This window comes from Rhodococcus sp. 21391, assembly GCF_016772255.1.
GTDB lineage: Bacteria > Actinomycetota > Actinomycetes > Mycobacteriales > Mycobacteriaceae > Rhodococcus_F > Rhodococcus_F opacus.
Genome location: NZ_CP063782.1, coordinates 1,490,435 through 1,513,651, shown reverse-complemented (window position 1 = coordinate 1,513,651; position 23,217 = coordinate 1,490,435). Strand labels below are relative to the sequence as shown.

The following is a 23,217-nucleotide window of genomic DNA, read 5'->3' as shown; positions in this document are numbered from 1 at the left end:
GCAGTCTGTCACACAAGCCTCTTCGAACGGATCTTCCTCCAGATAGAAGCCCACTTCAGGAGGAGATCCCATGCACCCCAGTCAACCTCAGCAGCCCATCAAGCCAGCACGGAATGCAGCAGGCCTGTCCGACGAGGACCAACTGTCTCTGTTGATGGCGGCCCCATTGATTCTGGGCCTCCTTGTCGCGGCTCTTCCGGCGATGTCGACCAAGGCGACTGCGTGGCTGCTCGCTCACGATCTCATCGTTGGGGCTTCGGCGTCACCGTTGGTGACTATCCCTGGCACGGAAGGTGCCGGCCTCGACCTCCGCCGGTTGATCATCGTCGTGGCAGTTCTTGTGCTCGCTGCGACTCTGGCTCTCAGCGGAGTGCGGCGCTCCATCGATCGTCGCCGACAGCAGCGGTTGCGCCGCGGGGACAGTGCATGAGCACAGGGGTGATTGTTGCCGAGCTATCGAGAAGGAAGCGGTCGATTCCGTGCGCGGATGAATGCGTCACGGATTGTCCGTTCTTCCAGGCGCAGAGCCTCAGCGAGTGCTGTGGTATGTCGATCGGACAGGCTTCCTTCGCCCCGCTCGATTCGGCCGATGGTGGTGGTGCTGAGTCCGGTTCGGTCTGCGACGTGTTTCTGCGTCAATCCCGCAAGATTCCGCAGGTCGGCGATGGTCCGACTGTCTTCCGGGACGACGACGAGGCGGTCGAGGGGTATTCCCAGCTTTTCGGCGGCCCGGGCGAGGTGGTCGGGCTGAGGGTGCGTTCGCGAGGTTTCCCAGTTGTGGATGGTGGTCGGGTCGACGCCTATTGCGCGGGACAGGTCGCCGCGCGTGATTCCGGCAGTAGTGCGCGCGTCTTCGAGGGCCTGAGGCTTGAAGCCGTTCAGGGGCGCTCTCACTGCGATTTTCCGTTCATCGCTGGACATCCTATTGAAGATGTAGATACCATCGTTGCATGCCGGGTTTAAATTCCAGTGGTAAATGCGATGCGGTGCAGCGCTGACGATCACTCGCTGAACTCGAACCCGGTGCGCTCGAGTACGAACAGTTCCCACGTACATGCGGCCTGACCAGCCGCTAAACGGAAAAGAGCATCCGATGACGACTACCGTTTCAGCTGCCCCACCCTTGTCCCAGACTTCTGCGCATCGACGCGACGCACGCTCGTCCGTATGCGCCGCTCAGCTAGCTAGACTGAATGCAGCCGGATTCCCCGCCCGGTCTGCTTTGCCCAGTCGCGACGACGGGTGGTTCCAGACATCGCGACAGTCGGGTTTAGGGGGACGTGACGGGCAGGCTTGGACACCTGCCCGTCGCGTCGATACATCTGTCGACACGGTTGATGTGCGCTACCACATCAACGCCCTGATGTGCGCCGGCATGACGACCGCTCTGATCGCTGACCTGGCCTCTGTGCCGGTCGCGACAATCCGGTCGCTGAGGAGCACTTCGACTCGCACGACCACCTCCGTCATCGCGGACGCGATCCTCTCGATCACTTTTCGCCCGAGCCGTGGGCGTGATCTGACCCCAGCAGTGGGGGCTCGCCGCCGACTGCGCGCACTCAACGCCATGGGCTACGGCGATTCGAGCCTCGCTCACCGGTTGAACGTCGAGGTCGACGTCGTCACTTCGATGCCGGAAAAAGGTCTCATCCCGAGCGAGCTGTGGGAAGCGGTCGACGAGATCTACGACGAGCTTTCCATGCGCCCCGGACCTGACGCCGACCTCCGTGAACAAGCACGCGCAGAAGGACTGGTGCCGCCTCTCGGATGGGACGACGACGAGATCGACAATCCGAAGGCGCGTAGTCACGAGCGCGAGCGGGCCACGGGAGCGGTCGCGGTCGACGAGGTCGTCATCGTTCGTCGCCTGAGCGGCGAACAAGTCCCCATGCGCAACTGCGAACGACGAGAAATCATTCGGATGGCCTACGAGCAGTGCTGGTCACCGAGCCTCCTCGCGGACAAGCTCGCCATCAAGTACGACTCGGCCGTGACGGAGCTGAGCCGGTACCGCCGAGCTCTCATCCAGACGGATGTCTCCGGTTCCGATGATCCCTCCACGGCGGAGACGCCGACCACGACCGACGCGCCTACGGGGGAGCGTGGAAAGGGCGAGACTGCCGCAGTCGCTGCCACGGCCGATCACGCAACCGATTTTGACTCTCCGCGAGAAGCAGCAGCTACGTCGGATGCCGCCGAGTCACAGTCGCCCGCCGGCTCCAGGGTGAACGCGCCGGCGCGGGCTTCCTCCAACCGAGTGAGTGCGATCAGGCGCCGCTGGACCGGCGCCTTCACGGCAAGCGCACAGTTCCACGATGCAACGATCGACTGTGCTCGTTCAGCGCCGGAAGGTGGGGTGCCAGGGAGCTGGCCGATAGCCCGGCGCTCGAAGCTATGGCGGCCGGCCTGCCGGTTGGGTTCAACGAGAGCCGTAGGTGCCGAGCAGAATTGGCCTGACTCAGATGAGCGATGGCGGCTGTCGTCGGGGTGGCCCTCTTCGCGTCAACGATGGCATCGCCTCGCCGAACAGGCATCGGCACCCCGACCCGGTCGACCAGGCAGGCCTTGTGCCAGTTCGCTGATACCTGTTGACGCCGGCGACCGTGTGAGGCATTGCTGTGCACTCCAGATCGCGACCCTTTTGAAGGAGACCAGACCCGATGGCCCTCATAGAAATCCCCGAGGACTTCCACGCGGCGTTCATTGCGGCCGCCCACGACGCGAACGATCACAACGACCTTGACCTCGCCATTGACGAGGACCGCACATACATCGCCCTCAGCAACCTCTGCCCCGGATTCGTCCCGGCTCTTCGGCTCATCACCCGCGGTGAGCATGAAGCCACGGTTGAAATCTGGTCCATCGTCGACCACCAACGAGACGACGGCAGCTGGGAGCGCACCGAGGGGGTTGATGCCACCACTGCGGTCGACCTCGCCGATCCAACCGACGCTGCCATGCGCGCCGTCGAGTGCTGGTTGACAACGCTCTGACCTCGGTGGGACTCGGTCGTGCACGCTCCGCAGTGCGGCGTTTGGCAATTACCACAACAGGTTTCAACCCTGCGCTTGATCCTCACGTCCCACTCGCGGGACACGGAGACGGGAAACGATCATGCATGAGTCATTTTCTTCCGCTCTCAACGAGATGTCGGTCGCCGATGCAGTGATGCAGCTGGCGTCCGGAACCGTTGAACTCGCGCTCGAAGACGCGCACGAGTTCGCTCGCTGGTGCTGGTTCGCCGACGTGCTCGACTCAGGCTGGGGCTTGACCGGCAGGCTCCCGGCCGCCGGCGATGATGTATTCCACGCACTTGAGCGCGTCGCCGGTATGTGCCGAACATCGGAAACGAAGGCGCTCAGCCCCGATGCGTGGCGCGCGGCGTACGAGGCCACGGAGAGATTGGCCCACAGCTCGGCCGTAACCAGTTCAGAGGCCACCTATCTGGCACTTTCGGCGGCGAACGACATCGCACTCGAATGCATCGACGAAACGCACCCCGAGTTCACAGTCGCGATAGCGCTGGCATTCGAGTCCCTCGCCGCCTGTGCGGCGGACTCCGCGGTAGCGCGATGCTGGATCGCCCGCGCTCTGACCGAATGGACGAACCGAACGCACCCAGTCGCGGGCGGCCCGCGAACGGGAGAAGCCCCACCGATCACGGACACTCGGCAGAACGCGTCGATACTCTCCGCAGGTTGTGGCGAGAGGGTCTTGTTGAGAGTGAGCGGCAACCTCTGAAAGGGGCACCGGCAACAGCGCTCCTTGAGACTCGCCTGGGTGCGGCATGTGCTGGTCCGGTTGTCTGGGTGGTCGGTGCCACCGGCTTTGGTGTTGCGGATGTGGTCTACCTCGGTGGCTGGTTGTCCGCATGTGGTGCAGGTTTTGTTGTCGCGTTCGAGGATGGTTCGGCGGAGTCTGCGCCATGCGGCGGTGCTGGTTCGGGGGTCGCCTGAGCCCCAGTTGTGTGTCATGCGTTGTCCTTCGGGTTGGGGCATCTCTCAGCCCTCGGGGAGTAACGGCGGTCACTCCGTCAGCGATAGTCAGGCAGGTCGGGAGGACCAGGAGACAGTCATGATCGGCAATGTGTTCGACATACCAGTGTTCGGTGACCCGATCTGGCCTCCGGGTGTTTGGTACGTCAACTTCGCCAACTGGTTTAACCAGCTCTGAGGGGCCATCATGAACACCCTGTGGCTGTGGCCCTGGAACATCGTTGAAATCGGTACCAGACTGCTGTTCAGCCAGATCGGTGGTGGTTCGTAATGTTCGGGCTACTTACTGATATGGCCGATTGGTTCAGCCTGCACGTCTTGACGCCGACTCAGCACCTATGGCAGCCATTGTTGCAAGCATGGATGGACTGGCGGTACTGACATGATCGGCAACCTGCCTGACTACAACTGGTTCTATCCAGGTCTCGGTGGAATCAGCGTGTTCATGTTCTGGTTCTTCGACGACGTGAATCGCCCCGGGTTCTACGGAGGCTCGGCTATCTGGTTCCGGCCTCAGCGAGGACCGGTGTCTCACGGTAGTCGGCCGCCGTGTGATTCGACCAGTAGGCGGTCTCGTACTCTGCGGGTGGGACGTGGTCGATCTCGCCGTGCAAGCGGCGGTGATTGAACCAGTCGATGTACTCGGCGACCGCCCACTCGACGTCTCCAAGGCCTCGCCAGCCCCCGTGCGGGCGCATCACGGGATTGCGAATGCACTCGGCCTTGAACAACGAGTTGAACGCCTCCGCCATCGCGTTGTCATACGAATCTCCCTTGGAACCAACAGAAGACACTGCGTCACACTCGTCGAGGCGCTCGGTGTATCGCACCGCTCGATACTGACCAGGCTCAACCGGTGGAAGCAACACCTCGATAACGGAGGTGTGGGAATGGGACGACCACCCGGGTGGGCAGCAGCGTTGACGGGGCGTGCGGTGATGCGGTCACCGGGACGGCCTCCGATACGCCGAGATCTAGAGCGGGCATTCTGGACGCGGATCGCCGAGGGTCTCACGAGCGACGACGCAGCGACCACATGCGGCGTGTCGGGGCCGGTGGGGACACGGTGGTTCCGCCAGGCTGGTGGGATGCCACCGATCGAGTTGACCCCGGTCTCGGGGAGGTACCTGTCGTTCACCGAGCGTGAGGATATCGCGCTGCTGCGAGCCAAGGGTATGAGTATGCGCGACATCGCTGACCGGATCGGACGGTCACCGTCGACGATCTCGCGGGAGTTGCGGCGGAACGCCGCCACCCGCAATGGCAAGCTCACATACCGAGCGTCGACCGCACAGTGGAAGGCCGACCTCGCCGCGAGGCGCCCAAAACCAGCGAAGCTCGCCGAACACGATCGGCTACGAGAATATGTGCAGGACAAACTGTCTGGTGTGATTCGTGCCGACGATGGAACCGTGGTGTCCGGTCCGGATGCCGCTTGGATTGGCCGAAACAAGCCTCGGCGCGGTGATCGTCGGTGGGCGACGGCGTGGAGTCCGGAGCAGATCTCGAATCGCCTACCGATCGACTATCCGGAGGACCCGACGATGCGCATTTCACCTGAGGCGATCTACCAATCGCTCTACATCGAGGGTCGCGGCGGCCTGGAGCGGGAGCTCGTCGCGTGCTTGCGCACCGGCCGGGCGCTGCGAAAGCCTCGTGCGCGAGCACGGAAGCAGCGCACCGGATTTATCACCGAGGAGGTGACCATCAGCGCCCGTCCGGAGGAGGTCGAGAGCCGGAAGACGCCGGGGCATTGGGAGGGCGACCTCATCATCGGTCTGACCCGGTCCGCGATCGGCACGCTCGTCGAGCGCACCAGCAGATACACGACTCTACTACACCTGCCGCGACTGAAGGGCTATGGAACAGCGGCGATGGTGAAGAACGGGCCGGCGCTGTCCGGATATGGTTCGGAGTCCGTTCGTGATGCTCTGGCCGCGACGCTGTCACCGCTGCCCGAGCATCTACGCAGATCCGTGACGTGGGATCGCGGAAAGGAACTCGCGCGTCATGCCGAGCTGACGGCATCTACGGGTATCCGTGTCTACTTCTGTGATCCGTACAGTCCATGGCAGCGCGGAACGAATGAGAACACCAATGGGCTGCTGCGACAATATTTTCCGAAGGGAACTGATCTGTCCCGATACAAGTTCCGTGAGCTTCAGGCGGTCGCCGATGCGCTCAACAACCGCCCCCGAAAAGTGCACGGTTGGAGAACTCCAGCGGAAGTGTTTGCCGAACAGGTACACTCGTCCTCACGGCACGGTGTTGCGACGACCGGTTGAATCCGCCCTGCACGCCGCGGTCGCTATGGTGAATCAATCCGGCGACGTCCTGGCCGACCCGTCGGCGAGCCCACAACCCCATATCCAAGGCGTCGAGGGCCAGGTCGGTACGCATCGACGTCGAAACCTGCCAACCGACGATCATCCGGGAGAACACGTCGAGGATGAACGCGGCGTACACCCACCCCGAATGAGTGCGAATGTAGGTCAGGTCCGCCACCCACAACGTGTTGGGCGCGTCGGCGACGAACTGCCGCTGGACCCGATCCGCCGGCCGCGGAGTCTCGGCCCCGTCAGCGTGCGTGGTCTTCCGCCCTTTCAACCGTAATATTCCCCGTAACCCATCGGCTTTCATCAATCGTTCCACGGTGCACCGGGCCACTGACATCCCTTCTCGTTTCAGACTGGCGTGCACTTTGCGGGCCCCGTACACCCCGAGATTGTCGGCATGAACACCCCGGATCCGGGACAGAACCTCGCGGTCACGCACCGCACGTGCCGATTCGGTTCGCTGGGGGCTCAGGTGAGCTCGGACCGTGGACGGAGCGATCTGGGCGGCCGTACCGCGCAAGACCGCGCAGATCGGATCGACTCCGTGTTCGTCGCGGTGAGCAGCGACGAACTCCACGATCAGCGCTGTGGGCGGTCGATCTCCGCCGCAAAGAAAGCCGAGGCCTGCTTGAGGATCGTGTTCGCCCGCCGCAGCTCGCGATTCTCCCGTTCCAACTGGGCAATCCGTTCGGCATCACTGGTAGTGGTGCCCGGGCGCACGCCGCCGTCGACCTCGGCCTGCTTGACCCAGGTCCTGAGCGCCTCGGGATGCACACCGAGCTGATCGGCGATCCGCTTGAGCGCTCCCGGCCGCGTCGCCGGATCCTGGCGGGCCTCGACCGCCATCCTCGTTGCTCGTTCCTTCAGCTCAACGCTGTACTTCCGTGGTGCTGCCATGCTCTCCATCCTTCACAGGTTTGAGAGCCTCCGACAGACCCGGGGCGATTCAACGTGTGGAACCCGCTATGACCGGCAACTTTCCTGACTTGTTCTACATGATGGGGCTATTCCTTACGTGGAAGCGTGGAACAACTTCGCCCTCTGGTTCAATCAGTTCTAGGAGAAATCATGATCGGCATCGTGTTCGATCTTCCAGGGTTCTTTGACGTCGGTGACTATTGGACACGCACCGTTCAATGGAACATGTTCGCCCAGTGGTGGAATCAGTTTTGACCCGTCGAGCGGGCACCACCTCGCTTGGAAGTGATGCCCGCCCACGTCGTGGCGCTGCTAACCGGCTCTGCTCGGAAAGGTGAGCGTCGTGGTCAGTGCATGGTTCCGTCCGGTGTCCGGTGACTTTGACGCCCTGTCAGTTGGTCTGTGGTCAGTCCTCGTCAGCGACCTTGTACGGGTTCACGTGCACGTCAGGGACGAACCCCTCAGCCTCGCTCATTCGTCCTGAGCGGCCCGGTGTGATCGACGCATCCGACCCGGGGATAGTCACCTCACCCTAGGATCGGCTACGTGCCGACAGTGACAACGCCCGACGCCGACATTTTTTACACCGACAGTGGGGGAGAGGGGCCCGTACTTTTACTCGGGCACGGGTTCTTCATGGACTCATCCATGTTCACGCCCCAGGTTCGCGATCTATCTCCGGACCTCCGGGTTGTGAGTTGGGATGCGCGCCGCCACGGAAAGACCACCGATGCGGGTATGCCGTTCACATACTGGGACCTCGCACGCGACGCCCTCGCCGTCCTCGACGACCTCGGCGTCGAGAAGGCAATCATCGGGGGCATGTCCCAGGGCGGCTATACCGCGCTGCGCACAGCACTTCTCGCACCGGGGCGTACGAGGGCTCTGATCTTGCTCGACACGGAAGCCTCAGCCTGTACTCCTGAGCAGAAGTCCGGATACCGCGTCCTGTTCGATCAGTGGTGCAGCACAGAGCCATTCGAACCGCTCACCAGCGCACTTGCCCCCCAACTGATCGGTGGAGAACCTGCGGATTGGACGTCGTGGATCAGCAAATGGAACAGCGGAGATCGCATGGCTGTCCGACCAGCCGCAGAGTGCCTTATCGAACGCGACGACATCGTGGACCGACTCTCCGACATTGACGTTCCGGCATTGATCATCCGTGGGGAAAATGACCTGTCAGCGCCCGCAGAGAAGGCCGACGAGCTCAAAGCAGGTCTTCCCGGTGCTGCGCCAGTTGTCACGATCCCGGTTGCTGGCCATGCCGCAAACTGGACACACCCAGAGCCGGTCAACGCGGCGATCACTGCGTTCGTCAAGGCGCTCCGCTAGTTCAGGAGGCGGGGAGGCGCACTCCGAGGTACATCTGCAGCGGATACTTGCCCCGCATCTCCGCGTGGACCTGCACGTGCACGCTATAGTGCTCACCAGTCTCGGCGTCGCGGAGGTGCATGAACGGCTGGTGCCGGCCAAACCGGACTTCTTCGCGTAACCACAGTTCGCGGAAGAGAGGGAACTCGCTCAACTCTTCGAGGGTTTCCACCGCCCAGTCGGGGTTGTAGTAGCGACCCATCAACGCTCGGAACCAGCTGACGGTCAAGGCGGCTTCCGCCTCCCACTCCACCATGACCGTCATTGATGCCGGAGTCGAGAAGAACCAGCGCAACACGTTTCCCTCGTCGACCAGTCCAGGGAACGCCTTGTCGTACGCCGAGTTACAGTCGATGACATTCCAGCGTTCGTCGAGGTACGCCACCAGGTGCGGGTTCAGCGCCGCGATGGCGGTCTCCATGTCCGGTGTAATCAGTGTCCGATAGTCGGCGATCGTCCACGGTGTCGTGATGTCCTCACGCTCGGTCTGGGTCCGCCGTGCCAGATTGAAAAGGTGCCGACGTTCTGCATCATCGAGACACAGTGCGTTGGCGGTGGCGTCGAGAACCGGTGGAGAAGGACTCGCGTCCTTAACGTTTCCTTCCAGCCGCGCGATGTAGCTGACACTCAAATAGTTCTCTTCGCCCAGTTGGGCCCGAGTCATACCATCCGGGTGCTTCGGCGTTGCCCGGGTGCGCCGAGCACGAATGAAATCACCGAGACTCGGCGGACTGATCGAGTCCATTGGTTGGCCTTTCCGATAGCGAATACAGCGGCACTACCCTACTCCCGGGGAATGTCAAGCCTTGTAGGTAACACTCTTGAGTGTTACCCCCCTGCTGGACAACGCAGTTCCCGACCTGATGGAATGTTTTCCCAGAAGACTCACAGCTGCGTGGCAGGCAGACGAGTGCGGGTCGACAGTCGCGCCGAGGGGGAGGGCCCAGGCGGGTTGCGGAGGGGAAAGCGTTTATGCCACGTGCAGCACAATGGGGTTCACGTGTGCGATCGACGGGGACGGTGCTCGGCGTTCGGCTACTCGTGCTCGACGTGGCACGGCACGGATCGCTAGGCGTGCTGAGGCGATGGTCGAGCCAAGCAGAGACGCCTAAAACGGTCCGCAGGCATGTTTACTATGACCATTTCAAACCCGACTGCCTATATAGGGCAATAGAAGTAGTCGGACAACGGCATGCCGCGCAGTTTGCCCAACGCCGGATAGTCGGAACCGTCGTCTCCGGCACCCGAGGTCGGGATATCGCCGGACACACAGGTTTTCATGCACATACCGGCGAAAACGTAGCGGCGTGCACAACTGCCATGGCGAGCAACACGGTCGCCGCCCCACCGAAATCCGCCACGCAACGCAGCTGGTTCACGCGCCCAGCGGCGCCCTCACACGCACCGGACCAGTCGCACCGGATGGCGTCACCAGTCCGTTGGAGCTTTGCAGGTGACGTGGTCGCAGCGAACGTGTCCAGGTACCTCTCTACTGTTCGCCATACGAAAGTCTCCGATACGTCCACACGTCCACTGTGAAGGACCACCACATGGCATCCCTGCTGACCAAGAAAATCGACAAGCTCCGCTCGTCCGGGGATGACCTGCCCCCGGCTCACAACGAAGCAGATCAGGACGACCCACCCGATCTGAATACCCGCGCGCGCGTCCGACGACGCCCCATCTACCTGGCAATCGGTGTCGCACTCGTCGTGGTGGCAGTGATCGGCATGCTCACCGCGGTCAACGCGATGCGCGCAACCACCGATGTGCTCGTCCTGACGAACGAAGTGCAGCAAGGCGAGACCATCGAGTCCAAGGACTTGGCCGCCAAATCGGTCAACGTCGATGCCGATCTCGGTGCGCTGCCCGCCAGCGAACGCGGCCGCGTCGTAGGAATGAGTGCCAGCACCCGGTTGCCGGCCGGCACCGTCCTGCTCCCGTCCGCGATCACCGATCAGGTTGTCCCCGGGGAAGGCCTCACGATGGTCGGCATCACGGTGAGCTACAGCCACCTCCCCTCCGAGCCGATCGTCCCCGGCGACATGGTCCGTGTCGTGGACACACCACGCGACCAGGACGACCCGCCCGTACAGGGCCCGATCAACACGAAGGCGCAGGTGTACTCCACCAAAGAGATCCCCGAAGCCGGCGAGACAACGCTCAACCTGCTCGTGCCCGAGGCAGAGGCCAACTGGGTCGCCGCCCGCGGCGCAACCAAGCGTGTCGCGATCGTCCTCGACAACCGAGTGCGGTGATCGGCGATGTTTCTCGCACTAACATCCGCCTCACGCTCACCCGGTGTGAGCACCACGGCGCTCGCCCTGGCCCTGAACTCACCGACCGACCGGACTCTGCTCGTAGAAGCGGATGCCATCGGGTCCTCGCCGGTCCTGGCCGGATACATGCTCGGAAACCACTATCACGATCGTTCCTTGATCAATCTCGTCGACGCGAATCGTCACGGGCGCCTCAAGGCTGCTCTGGCCGAGCAACTCATCCAGATCCCGGAATCGTCGGTGTCATTGCTCCCGGGGCTGGTCCACTCCGCCCAGGCAGATGCGATGCGGCCCGTGTGGGGACCGTTGGGTGTCCACCTGGCCGGATTGAGCGTCGACGACACCAACGTGATCGTCGACGCCGGCCGGATCGGGCAACGCGGCGCTCCAGTCGAACTGATCGTCAACGCGACAACGATCGCAATCGTCACCCGCACTGAGCGAACGGCAATCGCAGCGTTACGCGCCTCGCAGAACGCCCTGCGACAGCAGCTCTCCGCGGTGCAATCACGGGCAAGTCTGGGGCTGATCCTGATCGGTGAGTCCCCCTACAACGCAGAAGAAGTCACGAAAGTCACCGGACTTGACGTCATCGCAGTCCTGCCCGACTCCGATGACGCCAAGGTCTTCTCGGACGGGTTGTCCATCAGCAAATGGCGCCGTCGCCGCTCGATCTACCTGCACACCCTCCACCGCAGTACCTGGCCGAAGATCACCAAATTCGCGGTGAGCCATCAGGCGGACTGGAAGTCCGGTCCCACGCTCAATGCGGCGCTGCCGACACTGACAGGAGAACGTCGATGAACTCCGACGACGCGACTCAGCCTCCGCAGAACAAGATCACGGAACTTCCCTTCTTCTCAGCCCCGATCCCGGACGCCGACCTCGCAGGTGGGGGCCGCAGTTCCATATCGGAAATCACGCTCCCCGACACCGATCCGTTGCGATCGCTTCGCCTACACGAACTGCCACCGGCCAGCACCAAAGGGCACAGCGGCACTGCGCGACGGTCCGTGCCGCCGGCCGCGAAGGTCAAGGTCGATCGCGCCCTGGTCCGCGCTCTGCAGAAAGAAGCTGCGGAACTGTTGCGTGACTACCGGTCAGCGCGTGACCGCGAGCGCCACGACCCGAAGAACGCCGGCAAATACTTCGCCCCGTTCACCGAGGAGGAAGAACGCGAGTTCGGCCGTGAGACGATCACCGGCCTGGTCAAGAACCACGTCCAGAAGACCATCAACTCCGGCGGCGAAGCCTTCACAATCGTCGAAGAAGAAGCCCTGATCAAGGCCATCTTCGACGCGCAGTTCAACCTGGGCCCGCTGCAGGAACTCGTCGAAGAGCCGCACGTCACCGACATCTTCCTCAACGGCGCGGCCGTCTACGTCAAGTTCCCCGACGGACACTATGAACACCGCGACCCAGTGGTCGACACCCCCGAGGAACTCCTCGAGTGGATGGGACTGCTGGCCTCACGCGCCGACAACGGCGGCCGGCCATTCTCCCGGCTCAATCCGTCACTGCGTCTGACAATGCGCGGAGGCCACCGACTGTCGGTCATGGGCTACTCGGTCAAACGACCCTCGGTGGCAATCCGCATCCACCGCCTCAAGAACATCGCCCTCGATCAGCTCGCCATCGAACATCGGATGATGCCGATCGAGCTCGCGACCATCCTCTCGTGCGCGGTCCGCGGCGGTGCCTCGGTGGTCACCGGCGGCGGAATGGGCTTCGGAAAAACGACCTTCACGCGTGCACTGGCCAATGCGCTTCCTCTGCAGACGCGAATCGGAATCGCGGAAACCGAACGAGAACTCTTCATCGACGAACTGCCAGGCCGCGAGGATTTCGTGGTCGACGCCGAGACAATCCTCGGCGGCGGAGAACGCGGTGCAGACGGCGAGCTCGCCGGCAGCTACACCCTCTCGGACATCCTGTACGAGTTCGTGCGACAGCAGCTCGACTACATGATCGTCGGTGAGGTCGCCGGTCACGAGATCCTCGCTCTTCTCAAGGCACTGCAGACGGCCAGAGGAGGGCTATCCACGACCCACGCGTACACCGCTCGCGGTGTCGTCGACCGTCTGGTGAACCTGGCGACCGAACCCCCGATGAACGCGACGGTCGACTACGTCGAACGCCAGCTCGCAGAGCACATCGACCTGATCGTCCAACTCGGCACGAAGGTCCGCGTCGATGGCGAAGGGTCGCGCACCTCGGTCCGCTACGTCGACGAAGTCGTCTACGTCGAGCCCGGCGACGACAAGAAGCCGTCCTTCTCCACGATCTACCGGGGATACTCGGACGGCACAGGAGAATTCGGATCCATTCCACAACCTCTGCTCCGCAAGCTGCTCGCCGGCGGATTCAAGCGAATCCACCTCCCCAGCGACAGCCTCCGCCACTTCGACGAAGAACGCGACCTCTACGACGATGAAGAGGTGGCGTGATGTATCAGCAAATCGGCATCTTCCTGGTACTGCTGCTGTGCGCCGGGGTCGCCTGCATCGTCATGGGATGGAAAGACCGCCGCGATCCCACCGCGCCCACGCGTCAGCGCCGGCGCCGCAGCTCGTCGAAGATCCCGCGTAGCACCCAGATCCTGCTCGTCGTCGGCTTCGCCGCCGGCATCGTCGTGTCGTCCCTCTCGGGTTGGCTCTTCACCCTCTTTCTGGTCCCGGCGCTGCTGGTCGGCTTGCCGTACCTGCTCGGCCGTCCCGAAGCAGAACAGCAGATCAGTCGGCTGGCGGCCATGGATGAGTGGGCCCGCAACCTGTCCAGCAGCATGAAGGCTGGTTCGGGAATCGAGCACACCATCATCTCCACTCCGATCCCGGAGGCGCTACGTGAGGAGATCACCGCGTTCATCAGCCGCCTGCGCAACAACGTCCCTCCGGTGGATGCGATCACACGTTTCGCTTCGGACCTCAACGACAGTGTCGGCGACAAGATCTGCGGCGCCTTGCTACTGAGCATGCAACTGCGGGGCGTTGGACTTGCAGCCGTGCTCGAAGGCCTCGCCGAAGACGTCGGTGACATGGTCGCGCGCCGACGCCGCACCGAGGCCGACCGCAAATCCAGCCGTACACAGGCGAAATGGGTCACCATCATCGCGATCACAACACTCGCGGCAGCGTTCCTGTTCACCAACTTCATGGAACCGTACAAGTCGGGCGGAATGCAGATCGTGCTACTGATCCTGCTGACCCTGTTCGCGGCCGACCTGTACTGGATGAAGCAGGCCACCAAACCGCCGACCTACCCCCGCTTTATCGGCACCAATGATCGCGTCAACCGCACCGACCTCGTAGGAGCGCAGCGATGAGCATTCAGATGACGGTCATCCTCTACACGAGCGTCGGAACAATCGGCATCTACCTGGTCGCCCTCTACTTCATGCGCGCACAACCCGCACTCAGCGATGCCATGTCGCGCCTGTCCGGACCGGCCCCGGAGCGCACGTCGACAGCCGGAACCTCCCTGATCGACGGGATGGCGAACAAACTCGGCATCCGGGTCCACCCCTACCTGCAGGACAGCAAATTCTTCACGCTCCCCAACGCCGATCTCGCCCTGCTGCACCGAGATCCCGCCCACGTACTCGGGGAGAAGCTCGTCGCAGCACTGCTCGGACTGCTCATCTTCCCCTTCCTCAACCTCGTTCTGACTGCATTCGGGGTCGGCCTGGGATGGTCCATCCCGGCCATCCTGTCGATTGCGACCGCCTTCCTGCTCTTCCTCATCCCCGACATCGAGATCCGACGCCGGGCAACCGCGGCACGAGCGGAATTCGCGCAGGCGCTGAGCTCCTACATCGATCTCGTCGCGCTGTGCCGACGCGGTGGCATCGGCACCACCCAGAGCCTCGAGCGCGCTGCGCAGGTGGGAGATTCATGGGTGTTCCTGCGCCTCGACGAGGAACTGTACGAAGCCGGGCGCTCCGGCGAAGCCCCGTGGAATGCCCTGACACGCGTCTCCCATGAGCTCGGCCTGACCGAGCTGGGCGACCTGGCCGACATCATGAACATGACCGGAGACAAAGGCGCATCCGTCTACGCATCACTGCGGGCAAAGGCCGCGGGCCTGCGATCCGCTCAGGCCAGCGCAGAACAGGGTGCGGCAGCGGAGGCCACCGAAAAGCTGGCTATGCCGCTGGCCGGACTTGCCGGCTTGTTCATCATGCTGCTGCTCATCCCGGCACTGACCATCATCACCGGCTAGTCCGATTCGATGGCGCGCAGCCAGCGCCGCGAAAGGAGCGAGACGCCCAGACCACCGAGCCTGGCCGGTCACGATCATCCAGTCCAGCTCACCTGCTACACATCGACCAAACACAAGGAGCCCACCATGAGCATCACCACCGTCGCTACCGCCACCCGGCGCACCGCCCGCGAGGCCGTGACCTCCTACATCACCCTCACGATGATGTTCGTCGCCGCACTGGCAGGCACCCTCCTCCACCGCGCCGGCGGCAAAGACTCAGACCGCGGACCCTCCACCCTCGAGTACGTCTTCCTCGCCGTCCTGGTTGTCGGCGCCGCCGCCGCAGCCGGTGCGATCGTCGTCCGCAAGATCATGTCCCGCGCAAACGCAATCCCCGACTGAAATCAGACAGCGCTGCATCGATTGGAGAGACGGTGAGTACGTGACATACCTCGTGAGGGTCTTCCAGGCCGCTGCGATGGTGGCAGTCGCTGCGGTGCTTGTGCAGCTCGGAATCGATTCCTGGCCGTGGCCGTATATCCCTATTCCGTCCTGAAAAGCCAGCCGTCCAACAACTATCGGAAAGCAGACCATGGTCACACTGGAACAGTTGATCGACCGATGGCGCCGCGATGACCGAGGCCCGGCGACGCTCGTGACGGTCATCGCGATGGTCGCATTCCTTCTGATCTTTTCGGTCCTGCTGCAAACCGCTCTGTTCTTCCACGGCCGTGACGTCGCCAACAGCTGCGCCGAAAAGGCACTGAAGAACACGAGATCCCAGTACGGCAACCAAGCGCTCGGAACAGCTGCCGCTTATGCCTGCATCGCCCAGGCAGGAACCGGTGACCTGCAGATCCCGGTTGTCCTCGTCAGCAAGAACATCCGCGAAACAACCGTCAACATCACCGGAAAAGCCCCTTCCCTCGTCCCGGGTCTCGAATTCCCCATCGTCGTCAACCACACCAAACCGACTGAACGCGTCACCAACCCGGGAGGAATCGGATGAGAGGCACCCGATGGATATCCCGCGCCCGCCGAGATGACCGGGGCGACGTCACGATCGAGCTGTGCCTCGCAACCGTCATCCTGATCTTGCTCCTGGGCTGGATGTATGCGTACGGCGTCAACCGACAGGCGCACCAGAAGGTTGAACACGCCGCCACCGAGGGTGCCCGTGCAGCCTCACTCGCCCGCACCATCGCCACGGCCACCCCGCTGGCGTACCAAGCAGCGGCCGGCAGCATGGACGGACAAGGCCTCAAGTGCGCCACCATGAACGTCAACGCCGATACCAGCGGATTCCGCACCAGACCTGGTGTCCCCGCCACGGTCGAGGTCACAGTGACCTGCCAGGTCTCCTTCGACGCACTTGGATGGCCCGGAGTCAATGGTGCCCGCACCGTCACCGCTACCGCAATCTCGCCGATCGATACCTACCGGGAGCGCACCCGATGACCAACGCCCTGCGTAAGCGACTCGCCTCCCGACTGCCGGCGGAGCACCGCGACAAGGGTGCCGTCACCCTGATGACGGTGGTCTTCGCCCCTGTCCTGATCTTCTTCGTCTGGGGACTGATCGTCGACGGTGGCGGCATGCTCACCGCCGACCAGCGAGCCGACAACGTCGCCGAGGATGCTGCCCGAGCAGCCGGTCAGCAGATCATCGGATCGGTGAGCGCCCGCGGCATCGGCACGGTCGTCGACCCGGTCCGCGCGACCGCAGCCGCCAAGAGATACCTGTTCGAGGCCGGCGTCGACGGTGACGTGATCCCCACCGGCCCGCGCACCCTCCTGATCACGACCCGCATCGTCTACAACTCGAAACTTCTGCCATACCCCAGAACGAAACTGCTCATCGGTACGGCCGCTGTGAATCTCAACCGCACCAACGCCGGGGAGGTGTACATTCTGTGAGCGCAAACGCCGCGCGGTCACGCCTTGCCGGACTCGGCTACCTCCTGATCCTGGTGATGCTTGTCGCCGGGATCCCGGCCGCGCTCTGGGCGCTGCGCGGCAATCCGCTCGACATACCGTGGTCGGATTTCGAAGGTTTGCTCGCGAGTCCAGATGACGGCAGTCTTCTCATCGCCCTTCTTCCCCTTGTTGGCTGGGCTGCTTGGGCCACCTTCACCGTACCGATTCTGCTCGAACTCGCGGCGACACTGCGTGGCGTCAAAACGCCGAAGCTGCGCCTTCTTCGCTCACAACAGCGGACGGCGACGTTCCTCGTCAGCGGCGCCCTCTTGCTCCTGACCGCCGGAACCGCCACCGCCGCACCCGTCCTGACCCAGCCTGCGGACGTGGGAAGCACGTCTCCGTACGCGCCGCACTCGCAGCAGGAAGATCCGAGCGCGTTACCGCAGACGCAGGTGGATCCGCGGGCTACCCGGGTGGCGGTACAACCGGCGGGGCCGACAGTGACGACCGTGCGGGGAGACACCCTGTGGGGATTAGCCCAGCAGCATCTCGGAGAGGGCCGCCGCTACGCCGAGATCCTGGACCTCAACCGGACTGCTGTCCCCGAGCCAGGGTTTCTGGCCGAAGGGTTGACCCTGCAGCTGCCCGCATCCCAGCTCGAGGTGGTACGCGGCGCCTATACGGTCAAGCAGGGCGACACCCTGTGGGATATCGCCGAGCGAGAGCTCGGCGATCCTTTGCGTTTCAAGGAGATCACGACTCCCGACGGCACCCCGGCTGGCGAGCTGATCACGGTCGGCCAGCAATTGATCATGCCCACCGCCGCCTCCGCGGCGGCTGACGCTACGCCGGCGCCGGCCTTGGTGCCGCCGGCTGATGCTGTTCCGGCTCCGGCTCCGGCTCCCGCTCCGGCTCCGGAAGCTGTTCCGGCTCCCGCTCCCGCTCCGGAAGCTGTTCCGGCTCCCGCTCCGGCTCCCGCTCCGGCTCCCGCTCCGGCGCCCGCGCCTGTGGATGTCGCCCCCAACTGGCAACTCGACCCCGTCGAGCCTCAAATGCCTGCCGACCTCGTCACCAATGACGCGCCGGCAGAGACCGATACCGAGGACGGCTCATCCGACGTCGTGTTCATCGGTCTCGGAATCTCAGCGGTTGCTGCAGCTGGACTCACCGGGCACCTCGCTCTTCGTCGCCGCAAGCAACAACATCGCCGCCGCCGCGGCGAGCGCATCGCCCTTCCCGCCGAAACCGCGATCCAGGCGGAGCAAGCACTCACGGCCGCCGCTGATCCGCTCACCACCACCCATGTCGACATCGCATTGCGGCACCTCGCGCACCACTGCAGGTCCACGGGTATCGCTCTGCCGGGCCTGCTGGCGGTCTTCGTCGGTGACAACGACATCGACCTCGGACTCGTCGAACAGGTCTCACTCCCCGCGCCTTGGACACAGATCGACGACACCACCTGGTCAGTAGATCCGAGAGCGTTTCCGCGCGGCGTTCCCGAGGCCGAGATCAGTCCGTACCCGGCGCTGACGGCAGTCGGAACCAGCGACGACGGTCGCGACCTCTTGCTCAACCTCGAACAGATCGGCCACCTCGCCATCAGCGGCACCCCGACTGCAACAGCCGGGGTGCTGCGTGCGCTCGCCGTCGAGCTCGCAGTCTCGCCCATCGCCGACAGCCTCCACCTCAACCTCGTCGGATACTGCGCCGACCTGCCGGAGGCAATCGACAACGGCCGCATCACCCACTCCGAGGACGCCGACACGGTACTGACGACACTCGCCAATCACGTCAAACTCGACTCCGAAATCCTCGCGGACAACGACTTCGAGTCAATCGCGCAGGCACGCACGTCGTACACCACCAGCGAGCTGACCGCACCCGAGATCGTTCTGATCGCCGATCCGGTGACCGAGGCACAGGCCGGGCTACTCGCCGGCATCGCACGGCACGCACCCCGAATCGCGTTCGCCGCAGTGACCACCGAGAGCGCACATACCAACGCCAAATGGACCCTCGAGGTCGACGACAACGGCTCGGCCGTCCTTGCTCGTCCAGGAATCGCGTCGGCCGGCATCACAGTGACCACCCTCGATGAGGAGAGCTACGCGTCTGTCCTAGACCTACTGACCACCACCTCACGCGAACCTCGCGTTGCCCACAAGGGCGATAACCTTGACATTCGATGGGAAGCAGCCCGTCTCGACAACGACATCTCGACCGACGAGTTCATCACCAGCTCCGATCCCGCAACCTTCAGCGTGGTCGGGAACGAGGACCTCGACCATGCCGTCGACCGACCAGAGCCGTCCGATTCGGATGAGGTCACCGCAGAAGGCGAGCTGCCGGAGGCGGATCACATCTGGATCAGGCTGCTCGGCGTACCCGCCGTCACACCCCCGTCACCAGGGCCGGCCGAAGGCCGAGAGAAGAGCCTGACCGAAATCGCCGCGCTTCTCATCACCACTGATGGCGGAGTCCTCGCCGCGGACATCGACAGCAAAATCTGGCCCCATGACGTCGAAGCCGCCAGAACCGGCACAGCCGAGCAGGAGAAAGAAGCGAAGGCCCGGCTCCGCCGGCGCCGCAACGAAGCGCTCTCTCGCCTGCGTAAGTGGCTCGGTGACACCGAGACCGGTGAACCCGCCCTCATCAAGTCCGGAGATCGAACCGGTCGGACCCCGCAACGGCTCCACGACGCCGTCACGACCGACTGGGACTACTGGGAGGAACTCGTCAATTCCCATCCCGCTGACGTCGACATCGCCCGGCTATCCGCAGCACTAGCTCTGGTCACCGGTCAACCTTTCAGTAGCGATGACCCCACCGCCTACGGGTGGGCCGACCACACCAAGCAGGACATGATCTCCGCCGTTACCGACGTCGCCGAGGAGCTCGCCACCCGCTACATCCGCGGCCAACAAGTTCCCCAGGACCTCGCGGCTGCACACGCCGCCGCGGAGACGGGCCTCGAGGTCGACATAGTCCACGAAGGGTGCTGGCGTGCGGCGATCATCGCCACCCACTTTTCGGGTGACACCGAGATCACCCAAAGGTTGATCGATCGCATGATCACCGAGCTCGACGCCCTTGAAGAAGAGCCCGAACACGAAACCAAGATGCTCTTGAGTCAGCTCGACTCCACCTACGGGAGCCACTACCGGATCGGAGCAGCATCATGACGCGCCGCATCGCCGCACTGGCGACACTCACTGCTGCGATGTGCCTGACAGCCAGCTGCAGCATCCTGACCCCAGAACCGGTCATCCTCGAAACCAACGCCGGACCCACGTTCACCGGGCCGCCCGGCTCCGGAAAGTCCCCCGAGCAACAGGCCGGTGAAGCCGCACTGGTGAAGGTCAACGAGTACTACACGGTGCTCGCGCGTCTGAGTGCCGATCCCGCCGCCAACCCCGCAGATCTCGACAATGTCGCGGCCGGCAACTTCCTTCAATCGACGAAGCGGGACATCACCGCGCATCGCATCGAGGCGGACGCAGGCGAGGTCAAGGTTCTCAAGAACACCATCACCCGCCACAACATCCCGATCGACGAAAACGGCATCCCTACGCCCGGCACCGCGACCATCGAGATGGACGTCTGCCTCGCCCGCGCTACCGACGTTCTCGAGCTCGGGAAGCCGATCCTGACGAACGCCGCTTGGCCCGACCCAGCAGGATGGAGAGTCACAGCCGACTACACACTGCCCGGTACGCCCTGCAATGCCGGACTTTTCTAGGAGATACGACTATGGCACACACCACCATCCGCCGAACCGCCGTCGCTGCCTTGGCTGCGACGGCCCTATTGGTCGGCGTGACCGCCTGCTCCGACACCGACGCGGCGGATCCGGCGGTAGAGCTCACTGTCACCGGTGACCCGGCGTTCGAGGGTCCCGACGGGGCGGACACGTCGAACAAGACTCCTGACGAGTTGGCACGGGAACAGGCGCTTGCGAAGGTCAATGACTTTTACGCTGTCGTGGGCAAGCTTGATGGCGATGCCGCTGCGCCGATTGAGCAGCTCGACACCGTTGCCGGTGGTCCCGTGCTGGATAGCTGGCGGGGAGATATCACCCTGCGTCGATCGCAGAACGTGGTCGGAGCGGGCGACGTCAAGGTTGTCGATGCGAAGATCACCGACGCCGGCATACCTGTAGGCGACGACGGCAAGGCTATCTCCGGGCCCGCCTGGGTCCACGTGCGCGCCTGCACCGACATCTCCGGTATGACCTGGACGAAGTCAGACGGTAGTCCCGCCTACGACGTCAACCGGCCGCAGTTTGTGCTCGCCCAGTTGACCGTCCGGAATGCGGATTGGCCCGATGCAAACGGCTGGCGAGTCACCAGCGATGCAGCTGCCCGATACGCGCCGTGTGATGCACCATAACCAAGGAGAACACATGCCAAATCGTCGTCGTTTTCATGCGGCCGTGATCGGCGCGCTCGTTCTGGGGAGCCTGGTTGCGTCGCCACACTCAGCGCTTGGACAACCCGGCTTCGGTTCTGGAGGAATAGACGTCGCTCCCGGTTCCGGAAATCTGGGTGCGAACATTGTCGTTCAAGGCAGCTACGTCCAGGTACCTTCGGCGTCGCCTGGCTCCGGCGGCTCCTCAGGGGCGAGTGCAGCGGGGACGGGCGGCGGTGGGTCTGGATACAGCGGTGGTGGTGACGTCGTGGCCGCTCCTACGGGACCTCCGGTTCGGGAGCAGTTGAAGGCGTGCGGCCGATTCACGGACTGCGTTCCGCTGAGTCCGGATGTGGGTATGCCGGCCACCCCGGTGAGCATGGCGCAGGTCATGAATGTGGTGGGAACAGCCGTGACCGGGATGCAGCTTGAGGAGCCGCCGATGTGCTGGACCCCCGAACCTGCCAACTTCCCTGGTGGGAGAACCGGTTTGGTCGGAAAGAACGCGTGGGCGTGGGTTTGCCCGGATCAGATCCGGGAGAGCACCGTCGGTCCCGTGACACGGGTCGTCCCTGGTCCGGGAGGCGTCGTGGTGACCGCCACAGCTGTCAACTCGAGTGTCACGATCAACTGGGGGGACGGGTCCCTCCCGACAATCTGCCCGGGCGCGCTTCTACCGTTCACCCCGTACAACGACCTGATCGACGCCAGTCCGCTGACCCCACCGAGTGGATTGCCATCCCCGACATGCGGTCACCACATCGAGAAGACATCGATCACGCAGCCCGGCGGCGTGAACAACGTATCGGCGACGGCGGCCTGGATTGTGAACTGGACAGCAGTATGGCCAGGTGGCGGAGCAGGTGGAGTCGTGCCTGTTCCGTTGACCTCCAACTACCAACAGCGAATCGGTGAGCTACAGGTGCTGGTTACGCCCAATTGATTCGACGTGGACTCCGTTCGATGTTGGTGCGGCGTCGGTCCGGTCAGAAACTCAGTGGCGCTGGACGCGCAGGACTGAGTCCCCGGATCGATGCCCTCGCGTCGCTGCGGTGTCGACGTCGCGAGCTGTGCAATGAGCCGTGAAGTAGCTCAGATCAGGAAGTGGTGCTGCTGCTGGAGTTTGATTGCCAAATTGAGTGAGGGTGTGATGGAGAAGCCCACTGCTACGTTCTGGCTCGCTAACGAGGAGACGAGTTGTTGTCTCCTGCGGAAACCAACAGAACGGAGAACAGCATGACCGTAGAGCAGGCGGTTACGACCACTTCCGCAACCAAGCCGGTGAGCACCCTTGCGCAGAAGGTCACGGCCGTCGCGGCCGTCGCGATCGCCTTGTTGATCGTGCTCGGCGGCTTTCTCATTGGGACAATGGTCTTCACCGCGGCGGAGGGCGTTGATCGAACGATCTCGAACCTGGCAGATGTAGACGACCCACGAGTTGTACGACAGGCGATCTGCCTGCCGTACTCCGATTTCGTTCTTCGGCAACATCAGGCAGGCCTGTCTACATCGCAGATCCAAGGCGTGCTGGATTATGCCGGACACGACGGAGAGGGCAGCGCAGTCGACAACTCGGATGTCTGCGGCAGCCCGCAATCTATTCTCGACGCGGCGGGGATCAAGTAGGTAGTCAGACGGCAGGCTGCCCCACGGCACTTCCACAGGCGTTCAACTTGGGGAGTACGTAGCCACCCGCGCTGATGAGTATCGAAGACGCCCGCCACCAGTCTTTATGGTGGGGGGCATGCGTCGAGCGATCGACGAACCGCTAGAGTTATTGGTGTTC

At 63.5% G+C, this 23,217-nt stretch carries 22 protein-coding genes and 1 other annotated feature; of the genes, 17 read left to right on the top strand and 5 right to left on the bottom strand.

Going from position 1 to position 23,217, the window contains the following annotated elements:
- Positions 1–453: 453 nt before the first annotated feature.
- A complete protein-coding gene (locus GO592_RS41920) occupies positions 454–921 on the bottom strand; it encodes a helix-turn-helix domain-containing protein (protein WP_050785259.1) in 468 nt (155 codons plus the stop codon).
- Between the two features lie 1,739 nt (positions 922–2,660).
- Between GO592_RS41920 and GO592_RS41915 the strand changes: the two genes are divergently transcribed.
- Both GO592_RS41915 and GO592_RS41910 read left to right on the top strand, forming a co-directional pair.
- On the top strand, positions 2,661–2,993 hold the full coding sequence (locus GO592_RS41915; RefSeq protein ID WP_012686767.1) for a hypothetical protein: 333 nt from the start codon (positions 2,661–2,663) through the stop codon (positions 2,991–2,993).
- Positions 2,994–3,147: 154 nt separating this feature from the next.
- Positions 3,148–3,741 (top strand): hypothetical protein, encoded by a 594-nt coding sequence (locus GO592_RS41910; RefSeq protein ID WP_237737272.1) that lies wholly within the window; start codon positions 3,148–3,150, stop codon positions 3,739–3,741.
- A 751-nt stretch (positions 3,742–4,492) separates the two neighbouring features.
- Here GO592_RS41910 and GO592_RS41905 read toward each other — a convergent pair.
- Complete coding sequence (locus tag GO592_RS41905) at positions 4,493–4,789, bottom strand: integrase core domain-containing protein (RefSeq protein WP_231869092.1); 297 nt, start codon at positions 4,787–4,789, stop codon at positions 4,493–4,495.
- Positions 4,790–4,885: 96 nt separating this feature from the next.
- Here GO592_RS41905 and GO592_RS41900 point away from each other — a divergent pair, with 96 nt between their 5' ends.
- On the top strand, positions 4,886–6,280 hold the full coding sequence (locus tag GO592_RS41900; RefSeq protein WP_043827253.1) for an IS30 family transposase: 1,395 nt from the start codon (positions 4,886–4,888) through the stop codon (positions 6,278–6,280).
- Here GO592_RS41900 and GO592_RS46805 read toward each other — a convergent pair.
- Positions 6,177–6,908 (bottom strand): IS3 family transposase, encoded by a 732-nt coding sequence (locus tag GO592_RS46805; protein WP_012686770.1) that lies wholly within the window; start codon positions 6,906–6,908, stop codon positions 6,177–6,179. The genes GO592_RS41900 and GO592_RS46805 overlap by 104 nt on opposite strands.
- Positions 6,822–6,950: a sequence feature (AL1L pseudoknot), on the bottom strand. Its footprint overlaps the gene before it by 87 nt.
- Positions 6,911–7,228 (bottom strand): transposase, encoded by a 318-nt coding sequence (locus GO592_RS41890; protein WP_043827358.1) that lies wholly within the window; start codon positions 7,226–7,228, stop codon positions 6,911–6,913. It overlaps the preceding feature by 40 nt.
- 567 nt (positions 7,229–7,795) lie before the next feature.
- Between GO592_RS41890 and GO592_RS41885 the strand changes: the two genes are divergently transcribed.
- The gene (locus tag GO592_RS41885) at positions 7,796–8,584 is read left to right on the top strand and encodes an alpha/beta fold hydrolase (protein WP_012686771.1); all 789 of its coding nucleotides are present in this window, start codon (positions 7,796–7,798) and stop codon (positions 8,582–8,584) included.
- A gap of 1 nt (position 8,585) precedes the next feature.
- Here the strand turns inward: GO592_RS41885 and GO592_RS41880 are convergent, their stop codons facing one another.
- Complete coding sequence (locus tag GO592_RS41880) at positions 8,586–9,368, bottom strand: helix-turn-helix transcriptional regulator (RefSeq protein WP_012686772.1); 783 nt, start codon at positions 9,366–9,368, stop codon at positions 8,586–8,588.
- Between the two features lie 805 nt (positions 9,369–10,173).
- On the opposite strand from GO592_RS41880, the gene GO592_RS41875 reads away from it, so the two are divergent.
- From GO592_RS41875 to GO592_RS41815, 13 genes are all read left to right on the top strand, one after another.
- A complete protein-coding gene (locus GO592_RS41875) occupies positions 10,174–10,881 on the top strand; it encodes an SAF domain-containing protein (protein ID WP_007299976.1) in 708 nt (235 codons plus the stop codon).
- A 45-nt stretch (positions 10,882–10,926) separates the two neighbouring features.
- Positions 10,927–11,706, top strand: a complete 780-nt coding sequence (locus GO592_RS41870; RefSeq protein ID WP_007299975.1) for a hypothetical protein — start codon at positions 10,927–10,929, stop codon at positions 11,704–11,706.
- A complete protein-coding gene (locus tag GO592_RS41865; protein WP_007299974.1) occupies positions 11,703–13,349 on the top strand; it encodes a CpaF family protein in 1,647 nt (548 codons plus the stop codon). The genes GO592_RS41870 and GO592_RS41865 overlap by 4 nt, the downstream gene beginning before the upstream one ends.
- On the top strand, positions 13,349–14,224 hold the full coding sequence (locus tag GO592_RS41860; protein WP_005560293.1) for a type II secretion system F family protein: 876 nt from the start codon (positions 13,349–13,351) through the stop codon (positions 14,222–14,224). Before GO592_RS41865 ends, GO592_RS41860 begins: the two co-directional genes overlap by 1 nt.
- The gene (locus GO592_RS41855; protein WP_007299973.1) at positions 14,221–15,120 is read left to right on the top strand and encodes a type II secretion system F family protein; all 900 of its coding nucleotides are present in this window, start codon (positions 14,221–14,223) and stop codon (positions 15,118–15,120) included. The genes GO592_RS41860 and GO592_RS41855 overlap by 4 nt, the downstream gene beginning before the upstream one ends.
- 126 nt (positions 15,121–15,246) lie before the next feature.
- The gene (locus GO592_RS41850; RefSeq protein WP_005560295.1) at positions 15,247–15,504 is read left to right on the top strand and encodes a hypothetical protein; all 258 of its coding nucleotides are present in this window, start codon (positions 15,247–15,249) and stop codon (positions 15,502–15,504) included.
- Positions 15,505–15,694: 190 nt separating this feature from the next.
- Positions 15,695–16,111, top strand: a complete 417-nt coding sequence (locus tag GO592_RS41845) for a hypothetical protein (RefSeq protein WP_007299972.1) — start codon at positions 15,695–15,697, stop codon at positions 16,109–16,111.
- Positions 16,108–16,560 carry a TadE/TadG family type IV pilus assembly protein gene (locus GO592_RS41840; protein WP_007299971.1) on the top strand — a complete coding sequence of 151 codons (453 nt, stop codon included), beginning with the start codon at positions 16,108–16,110 and terminating at the stop codon, positions 16,558–16,560. The genes GO592_RS41845 and GO592_RS41840 overlap by 4 nt, the downstream gene beginning before the upstream one ends.
- Complete coding sequence (locus GO592_RS41835) at positions 16,557–17,018, top strand: TadE/TadG family type IV pilus assembly protein (protein WP_007299970.1); 462 nt, start codon at positions 16,557–16,559, stop codon at positions 17,016–17,018. The genes GO592_RS41840 and GO592_RS41835 overlap by 4 nt, the downstream gene beginning before the upstream one ends.
- Positions 17,015–20,206, top strand: coding sequence for a LysM peptidoglycan-binding domain-containing protein (locus tag GO592_RS41830; protein ID WP_007299969.1), 3,192 nt, complete (start codon positions 17,015–17,017; stop codon positions 20,204–20,206). The genes GO592_RS41835 and GO592_RS41830 overlap by 4 nt, the downstream gene beginning before the upstream one ends.
- Positions 20,203–20,763: a hypothetical protein gene (locus GO592_RS41825; protein WP_007299968.1), complete on the top strand. Its 561-nt coding sequence runs from the start codon at positions 20,203–20,205 to the stop codon at positions 20,761–20,763. The genes GO592_RS41830 and GO592_RS41825 overlap by 4 nt, the downstream gene beginning before the upstream one ends.
- A gap of 11 nt (positions 20,764–20,774) precedes the next feature.
- A complete protein-coding gene (locus tag GO592_RS41820) occupies positions 20,775–21,413 on the top strand; it encodes a hypothetical protein (protein ID WP_007299967.1) in 639 nt (212 codons plus the stop codon).
- Positions 21,414–22,667: 1,254 nt separating this feature from the next.
- Complete coding sequence (locus GO592_RS41815; protein WP_007299966.1) at positions 22,668–23,057, top strand: hypothetical protein; 390 nt, start codon at positions 22,668–22,670, stop codon at positions 23,055–23,057.
- Positions 23,058–23,217: the final 160 nt, after the last annotated feature.

Bases quoted from the DNA above. Each gene is read 5' to 3' on its own strand.
- GO592_RS41920 (WP_050785259.1), bottom strand. From the start codon at position 921: ATGTCCAGCGATGAACGGAAAATCGCAGTGAGAGCGCCCCTGAACGGC.
- GO592_RS41915 (WP_012686767.1), top strand. From the start codon at position 2,661: ATGGCCCTCATAGAAATCCCCGAGGACTTCCACGCGGCGTTCATTGCG.
- GO592_RS41910 (WP_237737272.1), top strand. From the start codon at position 3,148: ATGTCGGTCGCCGATGCAGTGATGCAGCTGGCGTCCGGAACCGTTGAA.
- GO592_RS41900 (WP_043827253.1), top strand. From the start codon at position 4,886: ATGGGACGACCACCCGGGTGGGCAGCAGCGTTGACGGGGCGTGCGGTG.
- GO592_RS41890 (WP_043827358.1), bottom strand. From the start codon at position 7,228: ATGGCAGCACCACGGAAGTACAGCGTTGAGCTGAAGGAACGAGCAACG.
- GO592_RS41880 (WP_012686772.1), bottom strand. From the start codon at position 9,368: ATGGACTCGATCAGTCCGCCGAGTCTCGGTGATTTCATTCGTGCTCGG.
- GO592_RS41875 (WP_007299976.1), top strand. From the start codon at position 10,174: ATGGCATCCCTGCTGACCAAGAAAATCGACAAGCTCCGCTCGTCCGGG.
- GO592_RS41865 (WP_007299974.1), top strand. From the start codon at position 11,703: ATGAACTCCGACGACGCGACTCAGCCTCCGCAGAACAAGATCACGGAA.
- GO592_RS41860 (WP_005560293.1), top strand. From the start codon at position 13,349: ATGTATCAGCAAATCGGCATCTTCCTGGTACTGCTGCTGTGCGCCGGG.
- GO592_RS41855 (WP_007299973.1), top strand. From the start codon at position 14,221: ATGAGCATTCAGATGACGGTCATCCTCTACACGAGCGTCGGAACAATC.
- GO592_RS41850 (WP_005560295.1), top strand. From the start codon at position 15,247: ATGAGCATCACCACCGTCGCTACCGCCACCCGGCGCACCGCCCGCGAG.
- GO592_RS41845 (WP_007299972.1), top strand. From the start codon at position 15,695: ATGGTCACACTGGAACAGTTGATCGACCGATGGCGCCGCGATGACCGA.
- GO592_RS41840 (WP_007299971.1), top strand. From the start codon at position 16,108: ATGAGAGGCACCCGATGGATATCCCGCGCCCGCCGAGATGACCGGGGC.
- GO592_RS41835 (WP_007299970.1), top strand. From the start codon at position 16,557: ATGACCAACGCCCTGCGTAAGCGACTCGCCTCCCGACTGCCGGCGGAG.
- GO592_RS41825 (WP_007299968.1), top strand. From the start codon at position 20,203: ATGACGCGCCGCATCGCCGCACTGGCGACACTCACTGCTGCGATGTGC.
- GO592_RS41820 (WP_007299967.1), top strand. From the start codon at position 20,775: ATGGCACACACCACCATCCGCCGAACCGCCGTCGCTGCCTTGGCTGCG.
- GO592_RS41815 (WP_007299966.1), top strand. From the start codon at position 22,668: ATGACCGTAGAGCAGGCGGTTACGACCACTTCCGCAACCAAGCCGGTG.